The 13,239-nt window shown below is 66.9% G+C and carries 13 protein-coding genes; 11 read left to right on the top strand and 2 right to left on the bottom strand.

The features are described from left to right. Window positions 1-35: 35 nt before the first annotated feature. Both B0B01_RS04930 and B0B01_RS04935 read right to left on the bottom strand, forming a co-directional pair. Window positions 36-1,244, bottom strand: coding sequence for an NnrS family protein (locus B0B01_RS04930; protein ID WP_076648218.1), 1,209 nt, complete (start codon window positions 1,242-1,244; stop codon window positions 36-38). Next, entirely contained in the window at window positions 1,241-3,340 is a 2,100-nt protein-coding gene (locus tag B0B01_RS04935) for a NosR/NirI family protein (protein ID WP_076648221.1), read from the bottom strand. The genes B0B01_RS04930 and B0B01_RS04935 overlap by 4 nt, the downstream gene beginning before the upstream one ends. Window positions 3,341-3,452: 112 nt before the next feature. On the opposite strand from B0B01_RS04935, the gene B0B01_RS04940 reads away from it, so the two are divergent. The 11 genes from B0B01_RS04940 (at window position 3,453) to B0B01_RS04990 (ending at window position 13,199) form a co-directional block, all read left to right on the top strand. Continuing rightward, a complete protein-coding gene (locus tag B0B01_RS04940; RefSeq protein ID WP_076648224.1) occupies window positions 3,453-5,264 on the top strand; it encodes a nitrite reductase in 1,812 nt (603 codons plus the stop codon). 95 nt (window positions 5,265-5,359) lie between these two features. Continuing rightward, window positions 5,360-6,145: a uroporphyrinogen-III C-methyltransferase gene (cobA, locus tag B0B01_RS04945; RefSeq protein WP_076648227.1), complete on the top strand. Its 786-nt coding sequence runs from the start codon at window positions 5,360-5,362 to the stop codon at window positions 6,143-6,145. Then, window positions 6,138-6,446 carry a c-type cytochrome gene (locus B0B01_RS04950; protein WP_076650062.1) on the top strand — a complete coding sequence of 103 codons (309 nt, stop codon included), beginning with the start codon at window positions 6,138-6,140 and terminating at the stop codon, window positions 6,444-6,446. The genes cobA and B0B01_RS04950 overlap by 8 nt, the downstream gene beginning before the upstream one ends. Then, window positions 6,443-7,579, top strand: coding sequence for a cytochrome D1 domain-containing protein (locus B0B01_RS04955; protein ID WP_076648230.1), 1,137 nt, complete (start codon window positions 6,443-6,445; stop codon window positions 7,577-7,579). Before B0B01_RS04950 ends, B0B01_RS04955 begins: the two co-directional genes overlap by 4 nt. Window positions 7,580-7,582: 3 nt before the next feature. Further along, window positions 7,583-8,578, top strand: a complete 996-nt coding sequence (ahbB, locus tag B0B01_RS04960) for a siroheme decarboxylase subunit beta (protein WP_076648233.1) — start codon at window positions 7,583-7,585, stop codon at window positions 8,576-8,578. Next, window positions 8,575-9,024, top strand: a complete 450-nt coding sequence (locus tag B0B01_RS04965; protein WP_076648236.1) for an Lrp/AsnC family transcriptional regulator — start codon at window positions 8,575-8,577, stop codon at window positions 9,022-9,024. Before ahbB (B0B01_RS04960) ends, B0B01_RS04965 begins: the two co-directional genes overlap by 4 nt. Continuing rightward, complete coding sequence (gene ahbB / locus B0B01_RS04970) at window positions 9,021-9,509, top strand: siroheme decarboxylase subunit beta (protein ID WP_076648239.1); 489 nt, start codon at window positions 9,021-9,023, stop codon at window positions 9,507-9,509. The genes B0B01_RS04965 and ahbB (B0B01_RS04970) overlap by 4 nt, the downstream gene beginning before the upstream one ends. A gap of 4 nt (window positions 9,510-9,513) precedes the next feature. After that, window positions 9,514-10,734 (top strand): heme d1 biosynthesis radical SAM protein NirJ, encoded by a 1,221-nt coding sequence (nirJ, locus tag B0B01_RS04975; protein ID WP_076648242.1) that lies wholly within the window; start codon window positions 9,514-9,516, stop codon window positions 10,732-10,734. Further along, window positions 10,709-12,247, top strand: coding sequence for a cytochrome D1 domain-containing protein (locus B0B01_RS04980; protein WP_076648246.1), 1,539 nt, complete (start codon window positions 10,709-10,711; stop codon window positions 12,245-12,247). The genes nirJ and B0B01_RS04980 overlap by 26 nt, the downstream gene beginning before the upstream one ends. Beyond that, window positions 12,204-12,959, top strand: a complete 756-nt coding sequence (locus B0B01_RS04985; protein WP_234967705.1) for a CbiX/SirB N-terminal domain-containing protein — start codon at window positions 12,204-12,206, stop codon at window positions 12,957-12,959. Before B0B01_RS04980 ends, B0B01_RS04985 begins: the two co-directional genes overlap by 44 nt. Next, window positions 12,960-13,199, top strand: a complete 240-nt coding sequence (locus B0B01_RS04990; protein ID WP_076648251.1) for a hypothetical protein — start codon at window positions 12,960-12,962, stop codon at window positions 13,197-13,199. The last annotated feature ends 40 nt before the right edge of the window (window positions 13,200-13,239 follow it).

Here is a 13,239-nt window from a genome sequence, read left to right on the forward strand (position 1 = left end):
AGCCGCCGAGGCCGGACGGATATTCTTCCGCCGCGTCACCTTTGGCGCGGATTTTCACCTCGCACCGTCCGCTCCGGCCGGGTGGTCGCAAGCACCGGCCCGAGCGACACCGTGAACAGGGCAAAGGCCACGGTCCAGCAGGCGCCGGACAGCAGCATGGCGCCCCATTGCCCGGCGGGCGGCAGCAGCATCGCGGCCCAGCGCAGGATCGCCGCCCCCGCGACCAGCCCGTAGGCGGCAGCAACCGGCGCAGGCGCGATCTGCTCGCGCCCGGCATGGCCCAGGATCGTGCGGCTCATGACCGCAAGCGTCATGCCTCCGATCGCCCCGATCCCGAGGACATGAAGCGCCGCGATCTCGTCGCCCAGCCCGAGCAGCGCCAGCCCCCAGAGCACGAAACCCGCGCCGAGCATGGTGACACCCATGTGCAGCGCCCAGAGAATCGGCTCGTGCCGGCTGGCGAGGGGACGCCAGAACCAGGACAGCCGCAGATGCGCGACCCCCGCCGCGACCGCGAGCGTCCCCAGCACCGAATCAGGCAGAAACAGAAGCTGCCCCGCCGGAAGGGCTGCGACCAGAAACAGCGCGGGGCGTTCGATCCAGGCCGGGCTGCGCGGCCAGAGCCGGGCACCGGCACCCGTGCGTTTCATGCTGTTGCGGGTGAAACCGGGCGTGAGCCGCCCGCCCAGCACCGCGATCAGCGCGCAGAGGCCGAGAATACCGAGCCTCAGCCCGCCAAGGGCGGTGATCGCCACCCCGTTCCACTCAAGATGAACCAGCAGATTCCCGATCCAGATCGTGGCGATCGCGGCCAGGAACACCCGGTTCTGGCCCTTGGGCCGACGGATGTCACGGGCGATGATGACCCCGGCCAGCAGCAGCAGAAAGGCAAGATCCGCAGCCGCCACCAGAACCGGCGACAGCAGCGGCGAGAACCACAGCGAAATCCGCCCGAGCAGCCAGAGCGCGAAGGCAAGCGCAAGAAACCCCTGCGGCGCGCCCCGCACGAAAGGGGGCGGCGCCATCAGGAGATAACCGCCCAGCGCGGCCACCCCGTAGCCGAACACCATCTCGTGCCCGTGCCAGAGCGGCGGCAGCGCGATCCCGTTTCCGAAGGCGGCGCTCCCGAGCATCGCCTCCGCAAGATGCAGCTCCCAGACCAGCATGGCGAAAGTGCCGAACAGGCCGGCGGCCAGGAAGAACACGCGATGACCCGCGCCGAACAGGTTCCAGAGCGGCGTCAACCTGCCACGCCGGGGGGTGCAGGTGCTGCTGCCGGCGGCTTCTGCGGGGTGCGGCTGCGGCGGCGACGGATCAGCACGGGGCAGGTGTTGTCGTCAAGCATGATGACCTGACAGCGCAGGCAAAGCACGCATTCGTTCGGGTTGATCCGCCCGAGCGGGTCGATCGCACCGACCGGGCATCTGGTCTCGCACAGCCGGCATTCGCGCCCGCATTGCGGCCGGCGGCGCAGCCAGTCGAAGATCTTGAGCTTGGCCGGAATCGCAAGCCCCGCCCCCAGCGGGCAGAGATAGCGGCAGTAGAACCGTTCGATGAACAGCCCGGCGCCGACCAGGATCAGGACGAAAAGAACGAACGGCCATGCGCGTATCATACGCATGGAAATCGCGGTCTTGAAGGGCTCCGCCTCGGCCAGGACGAGCGCGTCCTTCATCGAATAGAACGACAGGGCAAGGATGGCCACGAAAAGCGTGTATTTGATGATCCAGAGCCGTTCATGCAGCGGCGCCGGCAGGGCGATCTGGCGCAGTCCGAAACGGCGGGCGAGAAGGTTGCTCAGTTCCTGCAACGCCCCGAAGGGACAAAGCCAGCCGCAGAACACGCCCCGCCCCCAGAACAGCAGGCCAAGCGCCACGCCCGACCAGAGGGTGAAGATCACCGGCTCGATCAGAAAGGTCTCCCAGCGGAAATCCGTAAGCAGCGCATGGGCAAAGGCCACCACCTGCACCACCGAAAGCTGTCCGTTGAGCAGCCAGCCGAGCCAGACCAGCGTGAGCGACAGGAAGGCGATCCGCACCCCCATGTAAAGGCGCGCCCGGCGCACGAGCCATTCCTGCGCCAGCAGGATCAGGGTGAGCGTGCCCATCATCGCCGCCACCGTGGCGACGGCGAACCATTTGCGCTCCCAGGCCCGGACCCAGAGCGGCTCGGCCTCGGCGGGCGGGGCGAGGATGAAACCCTCCGGCAGTTCGTAAGGCAGGCGGAAGGTCAGGCCCTGTTCGCCGTCCCCGGTCGGGCGGGTTGCGGTCAGTTCCAGCGTGAAAGGAAGCGTCGGATCGAAGGCCGCGCCGCCCTCGCCTGCGCCGATCACGAACAGGCTGCGCTCCTTGAGGTCGGGCGCCTGCGGCGCGGCCAGCCGGTCGAGCCGGGTATAACCCGATTCGGCAAAATGGAAGCGCTCACCCTCCTGCACCAGGGTCAGGCGCTCGAAGACACCGCTTTTGCGCCATTCAAGCCCGCGATGCGACTGCAGTCCGCGCGAGCCGACAAACAACAGCGCCTCGCCCGGGGCAAGCGCTCCGGCCGCGATGGTATATTCCTGCTGGCCAAGGATATTGCGGCCGATGGTCGGCGGATCGGCAAGCGCGGCGAAAAGTTCGACGAAGGGCGCATCGCCCTCGGGGATGGGCGGCACCGCATCCGGCATCTGTTCGCGCGCCTGCGACAGCGTGACCTCGCCGCGCCGGATCGCCCCGGATGCCAGCAGTTCGGGCCAGTCGGCGGATTCATAGCCGACCCGGTCGATCCCCCCGCCCGCCAGCAGCCCGCGCCCCATGGCAAGCGTGCGCGCGGTGCGCAGGATCGAATCGCGAATCACCCCGGTCGAGACCGTCGCGCGCGAGATCACATCGGGGAGATCCGCTTCGGCGGCGGAACCTGCCGCCAGATCGACATCGGAAAATCCTCCCACGTAGCGAGCGATGTCGCTGTCCGAAATTCCGAGCGTCAGGATCGGTTCCGAATGCTGCATGAGCCGCGCCCCGATGATGCGCGCCTGCGGGTCGATCGCGACCAGCACGTCGAGCGGCTGGCCGGAATAGCCGGTGGAGCGCGAAAGCTCCCAGGTCGAGGCGATATGGCCGACAAGCTGTCCGCCGCGCTCGACCGACCAGCCGGGCACCGGCCCCTCCTCGCGCATGAGCACCGGCATCGGGCCGGGGCCGAACAGCGCCTCGGCAATGGCGACGGTCGGCGGGTTGGGCCGGGCCTCTTCCCCGCCCACGAAGCGCAGGTCGCGCGCCGCGAGCGGCAGCGCCGCCAGCACCAGCAGCGCGGCGGCGAACAGGAGGGCAAGACCGGAAAGGCTGCGGCGTGTCATGGGCCCGATCCTTGGCAGCGGCCGGGGATGGCGGCATTGACACAAGTCAAGGATTCGTGAGCGCGTTCCTGACAATGTTCCGATGCCTCACCAGCAAACGGAGTATATCTACATGAGACCCAAATTCGCCAGCCGGCGGATATCGCTTCTGGCAAGTGCCGCCGTTGTGCTCGGCCTTGCGGGAGGCGGTGTCTGGGCCCAGGACGATGCGACGGAGCAGGACGAATCCTCACAATCGGTCGAGGAGCAGGCCCGCGAAGACGCGCTGAAAGAGCACGCGACCACCGCCGGGGGCATGTATGTGCCTTCGATGACGACGCTTGCGGAAATCGACGTCGAGATCCCCGGGCGCAGGCCCGACGATCCGGTGATGTCCGACGAGGAATTCCAGGCTTCCACCAAGATCTACTTCGAGCGCTGCGCCGGCTGTCACGGCGTGCTGCGCAAGGGTGCGACCGGCAAGGCGCTGACCCCCGACATCACCCGCGAAAACGGTTTCGAGTATCTGCGCGACTTCATCACCTACGGTTCGCCCGCCGGCATGCCGAACTGGGGCACCTCGGGCGACCTGACCGAGGACGAAGTGGACATGATGGCGCGCTATGTGCTGCTCGAACCCCCTGCCCCGCCGGAATTCGGCATGAAGGAGATGCAGGAGACATGGGTGGTCCATGTCGCGCCCGAGGACCGTCCCACCGAAAAGATGAACGACTGGGACATCGACAACCTGTTCTCGGTCACCCTGCGCGATTCGGGCGAGATCGCCCTGATCGACGGCGCCACCTACGAGATCAAGAAGATCCTGGAGACCGGCTATGCCGTGCACATCAGCCGGATCTCGGCCTCGGGGCGCTATCTTTTCGTGATCGGGCGTGACGCCAAGATCAACATGATCGACCTCTGGATGGAGGATCCCGATACTGTTGCCGAAATCAAGATCGGCTCCGAGGCGCGCTCGGTCGAGACGTCGAAGATGGAGGGTTTCGAGGACAGATACGCCATTGCCGGGGGCTACTGGCCGCCGCAATACGTGATCATGGACGGCGCCACGCTCGAACCGCTGCGGATCCAGTCCACCCGCGGCATGACCTATGACGAGCAGGAATATCACCCGGAGCCGCGCGTCGCCGCGATCCTGGGCTCGCACTACAACCCCGAATTCGTCGTCAACATCAAGGAAACCGGCAAGATCCACCTGGTGGATTACTCGGATCTGGACAGCCTCAAGATCACCGAGGTGAACGCCGAACGCTTCCTGCATGACGGCGGGCTTGATGCGAGCAAGCGCTATTTCCTGACCGCGGCCAACGCCCGCAACAAGATTGTGGTGCTCGACACGAAGGAAGGCACGGTCGACGCGATCGTGGAAAGCGAGGGACTGACCCCGCACCCCGGGCGCGGCGCCAACATCAACCATCCGACCTACGGGCCGGTCTGGGCAACCTCGCACATGGGTGACGAGACCGTGGCGCTGATCGGCACCGATCCCGAAGGGCACCCGGACAGCGCCTGGAAGGTGGTGCAGCAGCTCGAGGCGCTGGGCGGCGGATCGCTCTTCGTCAAGACGCACCCCGAGTCCGAGCATCTTTACGTCGATGCGACGCTGAACCCCGATGCGGAAATCTCGGGTTCGGTCGCGGTGTTCAAGGTTCCGGACCTGGCCGGGGAAGAGCCCGAATTCACGACCCTTCCGATCGTCGAATGGGCCGGCATCGCCGAAGGGCAGCCGCGCATCGTCCAAGGCGAGTTCAACAAGGACGGGAACGAAATCTGGTTCTCGGTCTGGAACGCCAAGGATCTGGAATCCGCCATCGTGGTCGTGGACGACAAGACGCTCGAGATGAAGCACGTGATCAAGGACGAGCGCCTGGTCACGCCGACGGGCAAGTTCAACGTCTATAACACCCGCGCCGACGTCTATTGACGCAAAGGCACCGGCCCCGGAGGCGGCAGCCCGCCTCCGGGACTCCGATCCACCCCGAGTTCATGAAGCCCGAGGGGCCCCGAAGGAGCCAGCACATGACCCGAGGCAAGGTATATCTGATCGGCGCCGGCCCCGGCAGTGCCGATCTCATGACGCTGCGCGCGCTGCGCATGCTGAACGCGGCCGAAGCGGTGGTCCATGACCGGCTGGTGTCGCCCGAAATCCTCGCGCTCGCGCCGCGGGGGGCGCGGATGATCCCGGTCGGAAAGGCGCCGGGACATCACAGCGTTCCGCAGGAGCGCATCAACGAAATCCTTTTCGAACTGGCCACGCAGGGCCTCGCGGTGGCGCGGCTCAAGGGGGGCGATCCGCTGATCTTCGGCCGCGGCAGCGAAGAGGCCGCCTATCTCGCTGAGCGCGGCATCACGGTCGAATACGCGCCCGGCATCACCGCCGCGCAGGGCATGGCCGCCTCCTGCGGCGTGCCGCTCACCCATCGCGGACTGGCCACCGGTGTGCGCTACGTCACCGGCCACCGCGCCGCCGACCAGAGCCTGGACCTCGACTGGGACAGCCTCGCCGATCCGGAAACCACGCTCGTGGTCTATATGGGCGCGGCCAATATGCCTGAAATCGCATTGAAACTGATCCGCGCCGGCATGCCGCCCGACCTGCCGGTGATGGCCGTTGCCTCGGCCACCACACCGCGCGAAAGGCGGCTCCTGTCCCGCCTCGACCGGATCGGGCTCGATATCCGCGCGACCCCGCTCAAGGCGCCGGTCCTGTTCGTAATCGGCCATGTGGTGTCGCTCCATGCCGAATATGCAGACGTCTCCGGCGCGGTGCAGCCGGAGGGGATGGCGGCCGTTGCCGGTGAATAGGCTGCTTGTGATACTGGCGCTGCTTGGCGGCGCGGCCCGGGCGGGAGAGCCCGTTTCCGATGCGGTCGCGCTGGAACGGCTGGTGCGGCAGGACTGCGGATCCTGCCACGGCCTTACCCTCAAGGGCGGGCTCGGCCCCGACATCCGGCCGCAGGCGCTCCGGCATTACGACACCGAAACCCTGTCCGAGGTGGTGCTCGACGGCATTCCGGGCACGGCCATGCCGCCCTGGCGCCCGCTGCTTTCCGAATCCGATGCGGAATGGATCGCCGATTATCTGCTGAACGGAGAACCCGAATGAAGTTCCTTGCTCTCGCTGCCGCGCTCCTGCTCGCCCCGCCTCTGGCGGCCGAGCCGACCGGGGCGCTCGGCCTTGTGGTGGAACGCGCGAACGGCTCGCTGCTGGTGGTCGATCAGGGCAAGCGTGCCAGCCTCGGGCGCATCACCGGACTTGGCGATCTCTCCCATGCGTCGCTCGTCTATTCGCCCGACCAGCGCTTCGCCTATGTGTTCGGGCGCGACGGCGGGCTCACCAAGGTCGATATCCTCGCAAGGGAGGTCGTGAACCGCGTGATGCAGGCCGGTAATTCGATCGGCGGGGCCATCTCCGACGATGGCACGCTGGTTGCCGTGTCGAATTACGAACCGGGCGGGGTGCGCGTCTTCGATGCCGGCACGCTCGAAATGGTGGCCGACATTCCGGCCGAATCGAAAACCGTGGGCCTTGTGGACATTCCGGGGCGGCGCTTCGTCTTCAGCCTCTGGGACAAGGGCGAGACATGGATTGCCGATTTCTCCGGCGATGAGCCCGAAATCACCCGCATCCCCGGCATGGGCGAGAACCCCTATGACGCGCTCGTGACCGCCAACGGGCGTACCTATATCGCCGGGCTGTTCGGTGCCGACCACCTGAGCGCGCTCGACCTCTGGGAGGACGAACCGCAGCCGCGTGCGATTCTCGACGGCTATGCCGAGGAGCGCGATAAGCTTCCGGTCTACAAGATGCCGCATCTCGAAGGCTGGGCGCTCACCGGCGAGGAATTCGTGCTCCCCGCGGTCGGCCAGCACGAAGTGCTCTGGGTCGATGCCCGCGACTTCACCGAAACCGGGCGCACGAAAACCCACGGCCAGCCGATCTTTGCCATTGCCCGCCCCGACGGGCGGCAGGTCTGGGTGAATTTCGCGCCCCCCGACAATGACACGCTGCAGGTGATCGACACGGCCACCAAGGAGGTCATCCACGAACTCAAGCCTGGCCCCGGCGTGCTGCATATGGAATTCACCCCGCGCGGGCATGAGGTCTGGGTTTCGGTGCGCGATGCCGGCAAGGTGGTGGTCTATGACACCCAGACCCTGGAACCCCTGCGCGAAATCGAGGCCGACAACCCCTCGGGCATCTTCTTTACCGCCCGCGCGCACCGGCTGGGGCTCTGAGCGATGGAACGGATCTCCGACCCCCTCGCACAGGCGCTTCTGGACGACTGGCAGCGCGATTTCCCGCTGGTGGCCCGGCCCTTCGCCCATATGGCGGAGCGGCTTGGCGTGACCGAATCCGAGGTGATCGCCGGGCTCGGGCGGCAGATGGGCGCGGGGCGCATTTCGCGCATCGGCGCCACATGCGCCCCGAATACCGTCTCGGCCAGCACCCTCGCCGCGATCGCCGCGCCCGATGATCGCATCGAAGAGGTCGCGGCGGTCATCGGGGCCGAGCCGGGCGTGAACCACTCCTACCTGCGCGAGCACGACTGGAATCTCTGGTTCGTCGCCACCGGCCCCGATCGCGCCCATGTCGATGCGGCCCTTGCCCGTATCGGGCACCGCACCGGGCTCCGGGTGCTCGATCTGCGCCTTGTGCGCCCGTTCAACGTCGATCTCGGCTTTGCCCTGCGTTCGGGCGGAGAAAGCGCCCGGCCGGCACGCGGCCCGGTCGATCGCAGCGCATTCCGTGATTCGGATCGCCCGCTTCTGCAGGCGCTGCTGCGGGGGCTCGAACTTGTGCCGCGTCCCTGGCTTGCCCTGGCCGGTCTGCTCGGCTGCGCGGAGGAAGAGGTGCTCGCCCGCACCGCCACGCTCGTGCGCGCCGGAATCATCGCCCGGCTCGGGGTGATCGTGCGCCACCGCGCGCTCGGCTGGCGGGCGAATGCCATGGTGGTCTGGGACATGTCGCATGAGGCGATCACCACCGCCGGCCCGCTGCTGGCGCGGCAGCCCGGCATCACGCTCTGTTACGAGCGCACGACCGTAGCCGGGTTCTGGCCTTACCGGCTTTATTCCATGATCCATGCGCGCAGCCGCCCGGATGCCATGGCCGTGCTCGACCGGGTCTGCGCCCTGCCTGAATTCGGCGACATTCCGCATGTGCCGCTGTTTTCGCTGCGCTGTTTCAAACAGACCGGCGCCACGGTGCTTGCCTCGCAAAAGGAAACCGCATGATGCTCGATTCCACCGACCGCGCCATCCTGAACCGCCTGCAGGACGGATTCCCCATTGCGGCCGAACCCTTTGCCGAGGTCGCCCGCGAACTCGGCATCGCCGAAGCCGACCTGATCGCGCGCCTTCAGGCGATGAAGGACGCCGGCGTGATCACCCGGTTCGGCCCGTTCCTTGATGCGGCGGCCATGGGCGGGGCCTTCTGTCTGTGTGCCATGGCGGTGCCCGAGGCCGATTTCGACCGGGTGGCGGAGATCGTGAACGCCCGCGCGGAGGTTGCACATAATTACCGCCGCAGCCACGCGCTCAACATGTGGTTCGTGCTCGCGACCGAGACCGAGCCCGAGATCGCCCGCGTCGCCGCCGAACTGACGCAGGCCAGCGGCCACGAGGTGCTCTGCTTTCCGAAACTGCAGGAATTCTTTGTCGGCTTCCGGGTGGCGGCATGAGGGTCGACGCAACCGATCGGCGCATCATCAAGGCAACGCAGGCCGGCCTGCCGCTGGCGCCGCGCCCCTATGCGGCGGTCGCCGCCCGGCTCGGCATGGAGGAGGCAGAACTGCACGAACGCCTGCGCGCGCTCAAGGCGCGCGGCGTGATCCGGCGCATCGCGGTTGCGCCCAATCACTACCGGCTAGGTCTTGTCGCGAACGGTATGTCGGTCTGGGACGTGGACGACCAGCGCATCACGGAGCTCGGGCAGCGGATCGGTGCGCTTGATTTCGTCAGCCACTGCTATGAACGCCCGCGCGCCCTGCCGCACTGGCCCTACAACCTGTTCGCGATGCTGCACGGCACGACCCGCGAGGAGGTCGAGGCCCTGCGTGGCGAAGTCGCGGCGATTCTGGGCGACGCCTGCCGCGGCAACGACATTCTTTATTCGACCGAGATCCTGAAAAAGACCGGGCTGCGCCTGCGGCCCGAGAAAGGATGAACCGATGTTCCGCCTCTCCGAATACATGGAGCAACTGACGCACCCGACCCCGGTGCGCACACGTCGCGGCAAGGGGCCGGTCAAGCCGGTGGTGATCTGGAACCTGACGCGCCGCTGCAACCTGCGCTGCCGGCACTGCTACACCGTGTCGTCGGATGTGCATTTTCCCGGCGAACTCAGCCACGAACAGGCCATGGCGACGCTCGACGATCTCGGCGCGTTCGGTATCCCGGCGCTGATCCTCTCGGGCGGAGAGCCGCTCGACCGTTTCGACCTGTTCGAGATCGCGGCCCGCGCCCGGTCCATGGTCCGGATGCTGGCGCTGTCCACCAACGGCACCAAGATCCAGGGTGAAAATGCCGACCGGGTGGCCGAGGCCGGTTTCGATTACGTCGGCATCTCGATCGACGGGATCGGCGCCACCAATGACTGGTTCCGCGGTGTTGACGGTGCGTTCAACGACGCGTTGCGGGGCGTACGCGAATGCAAGGCACGCGGCATCAAGGTCGGGCTGCGCTTTACCGTAACGCGCGACAATCACGCGCAACTCCCGGATCTGATCCGGCTTTGCGACGACGAGGGAGTGGACAAATTCTATCTTTCGCACCTGGTCTATGCCGGGCGCGGCGACAAGCACCGCGGCGAAGACAGCGAACATGATCACACCCGCGCCGCGCTCGACCTGCTGATTGCCCGCGCCTGGGACAGCGCGCGCGGCGCCGCGCGGCGCCTCGACATCGTGACCGGCAACAACGACGCCGATGCGGTCTATTTCCTGCGCTGGGCCGAGCGGAATTTCGACGCCGCCCGCGTTGCCCATCTGCGCGACCATCTGGAGGCATGGGGCGGCAATTCATCGGGGCTGGGCGTGGCCAATATCGACACGCAGGGCAATGTGCATCCCGACACCTACTGGTCCGACTATACCATCGGTTCGGTCAAGGAGACCCCGTTTTCCGCACTGTGGACCGGAAATGACCCGATGCTTGCGCAGTTGCGCCGCCGGCCCCGGCCGCTCAAGGGGCGCTGCGGTGCCTGTGCGTTCCAGGCGGTCTGCGGCGGCAATACGCGCATCCGCGCCCTGCAACTGACCGGCGACCCCTGGGCCGAAGACCCGGCCTGTTACCTCGACAACGACGAAATCGGCATCGACGAGGCGGGCGAACGCCTGACGGTCACGCCCTTCCGCGGGAAATCCCATGATCCGGCCCATCGCTTTTTCTAGCCTGCTGCTTCTCGCCCCTGCTGCCCTTGCCGATCCCGCGCAGGATTACGGCGAACACTGCGCCACCTGCCACGGCGAGACCCGCCTTGGCGGCAGCGGTCCCGCGCTCATTCCCGAAACGCTCGGGCGGATGCGCGGCCCCGATCTGGAAGCCGTGATTGCAGAGGGGCGCGGCGCGACCCAGATGGAGGGTTTCGCGGATCGGCTGACCCCCGAAGACATCGCGGCGCTGGCCGGCTGGCTTGAACAGCCGCTCGATACGGTGCCCGACTGGACCGAGGCCGAAATCGCTGAAACCCGCGAAATGAACCCGGATTACGTTCCCACTGATGCCCCGGTGTTCGGCGGCGATCCGATGAACATCACGCTTGTGGTGGAAACCGGCGATCATCACGTCAGCGTTCTGGATGGCGACAGTTTCGATGTGCTCGACCGGTTCGAGACGCCCTTCGCCGTGCATGGGGGCCCTAAATTCTCGCCGGACGGGCGCTTTGTCTTCATCATGTCGCGCGATGGCTGGGTGCAGAAATACGACATCTGGACATTGCAGGAGGTCGGTCGCGCGCGCGCCGGGCTCAACAGCCGCAATATCGCGCTGAGCAAGGACGGCAGGCATCTGGCGGTCGCGAATTACCTGCCGATGACGCTGACCATCCTCGCCACCGATGACCTGAGCGTCGAGCGGGTCGTTCCCGTTGTCTCGCTCGGCGGGGAAACAAGCCGCGTCTCGGCCGTCTATCAGGCCCCTGAACGCAACAGTTTCATCCTCGCGCTGAAGGACGCCCCCGAAATCTGGGAGGTCATGACCGATCCCGACGCGCCCCCGATCGAAGAAGGCGACGCCGAAGAACGCGGCCTGATCCGTCGCGGCCCGCCCGAAGAGGGGCTGTTCGCGCGCCGGCGCATCGAGATTGCCGAGCCGCTCGACGATTTCTTCTTCACCCCCGATTACCGCTTCCTGATCGGCGCCGCCCGCGACGGCGGGCGCGGCGTCGTGGTCAACCTGAATGTCGGGCGCGAGGTGGCGGAACTGCCCCTGCCCGGCATGCCGCATCTCGGTTCGGGGATCTCGTGGATGCGCGACGGGCGGCGGGTCATGGCCACGCCGCATCTGCAGGAGGCACGGCTTTCCGTGATCGACACGCAGGACTGGTCGGTGCTGCGCACCATCGACACCGCCGGCCCCGGTTTCTTTCTGCGCAGCCATGAAAATTCGCCCTATTTCTGGGCCGACGTGTTCTTCGGGCCGAACAAGGACGCGGTGCATGTGATCGACAAGGAAAGTCTTGAAATCGTCAGGACATTGCGCCCGGTTCCCGATGCCACGGCGGCGCATGTGGAATTCACCCGCGACGGGCGCCATGCGCTGCTGTCGATCTGGGAGGACGAGGGCGCGGTCATCGTCTATGATGCCGAGACACTTGAAGAAATCCGCCGCCTGCCGATGCGCAAACCTTCGGGAAAATACAATGTCTGGAACAAGATCACCTTTTCCGAAGGCACCAGCCACTGACCGCCGCACCGATATGGTGCTGGTCAGCCACGGCCAGCCCTCCGATCCCGCACCGGCCGAGCAGGAGCTTGCGGCGCTGGCCGCAGAGGTCGCGGCGCTCCTGCCCGGCCACCGGGTGCTGAGCGCAACGCTCGCGGCACCGGGGACGCTGGAGGCGGTGCTTGAAACCTGCGCGGGGGTGCCGTTGGTCTATCCGGTCTTCATGACCGATGGCTGGTTCACGCAGGCCCGGCTGCCGGAGCGCATCGGCGCCCGTGCAGCGCGGCTCCTGGCGCCGCTCGGGCGCGAGGCGGGACTGCCGCGCCTGGCCCGCGACCATCTGGCCGGGGTGCTTGAGGCAAAAGGCTGGGAGGCCGCCGAAACCACGCTGCTGATCGCGGCCCACGGTTCGGGTCGCAGCCGCAAATCGGCCGAGGCGACCCATGCCTTTGCCGAGGCGCTCGGGCAGCTTGCCGGGTTCCGGGACATCCGGGCCGGATTCATCGAGGAGCCGCCCTATATCGGCGATCTGGCCTTCGAGGTGCCACCGCAGAGCATCTGCCTGCCGTTCTTTGCGGCAAGCGGCGAACATGTTACCGATGATGTCCCCGAGGCGCTCGACCTTGCCGGATTTCAGGGGCCGCGCCTTGCGCCGCTGGGCACCCTTTCCGGCATCGCGGCGCTGATCGCCGAGCGGCTGGGCACGGAACTTTCCGAGAGGAGCACGACCTGAATGGCTGAAGATCGCGCGGTGCCACGGTTCGAGCGGCTTTATGCGCTCCTGTTCATCCCCACGGCAGGGGCGGTCGCGATCAACCTTTTCATGCTGGCGCTGATTGCACGGGCTTTCGGCTGGCCATCGCTGTCGCCCAACATGACGCTGCTGCTGTCGGTGCCGATCGCCTTGCCGGTCAACTGGGTGGCCACGCGCTGGATTCGGGGCCTGATCCGCAAGGCCGAGGAAACCCGCTGATCCCGCAGGCACCCGAAAGGAAAACGCCCCGCCATTCGGG

It is taken from the genome of Pontibaca methylaminivorans, assembly GCF_900156525.1.
In the GTDB taxonomy this organism is placed as follows: domain Bacteria; phylum Pseudomonadota; class Alphaproteobacteria; order Rhodobacterales; family Rhodobacteraceae; genus Pontibaca; species Pontibaca methylaminivorans.

Coding starts and splice junctions, on each gene's coding strand:
- B0B01_RS04935 (WP_076648221.1), bottom strand. CDS start 3,340: ATGACACGCCGCAGCCTTTCCGGTCTTGCCCTCCTGTTCGCCGCCGCG.
- B0B01_RS04940 (WP_076648224.1), top strand. CDS start 3,453: ATGAGACCCAAATTCGCCAGCCGGCGGATATCGCTTCTGGCAAGTGCC.
- cobA (WP_076648227.1), top strand. CDS start 5,360: ATGACCCGAGGCAAGGTATATCTGATCGGCGCCGGCCCCGGCAGTGCC.
- B0B01_RS04955 (WP_076648230.1), top strand. CDS start 6,443: ATGAAGTTCCTTGCTCTCGCTGCCGCGCTCCTGCTCGCCCCGCCTCTG.
- ahbB (WP_076648233.1), top strand. CDS start 7,583: ATGGAACGGATCTCCGACCCCCTCGCACAGGCGCTTCTGGACGACTGG.
- B0B01_RS04965 (WP_076648236.1), top strand. CDS start 8,575: ATGATGCTCGATTCCACCGACCGCGCCATCCTGAACCGCCTGCAGGAC.
- ahbB (WP_076648239.1), top strand. CDS start 9,021: ATGAGGGTCGACGCAACCGATCGGCGCATCATCAAGGCAACGCAGGCC.
- nirJ (WP_076648242.1), top strand. CDS start 9,514: ATGTTCCGCCTCTCCGAATACATGGAGCAACTGACGCACCCGACCCCG.
- B0B01_RS04980 (WP_076648246.1), top strand. CDS start 10,709: ATGATCCGGCCCATCGCTTTTTCTAGCCTGCTGCTTCTCGCCCCTGCT.
- B0B01_RS04985 (WP_234967705.1), top strand. CDS start 12,204: ATGTCTGGAACAAGATCACCTTTTCCGAAGGCACCAGCCACTGACCGC.
- B0B01_RS04990 (WP_076648251.1), top strand. CDS start 12,960: ATGGCTGAAGATCGCGCGGTGCCACGGTTCGAGCGGCTTTATGCGCTC.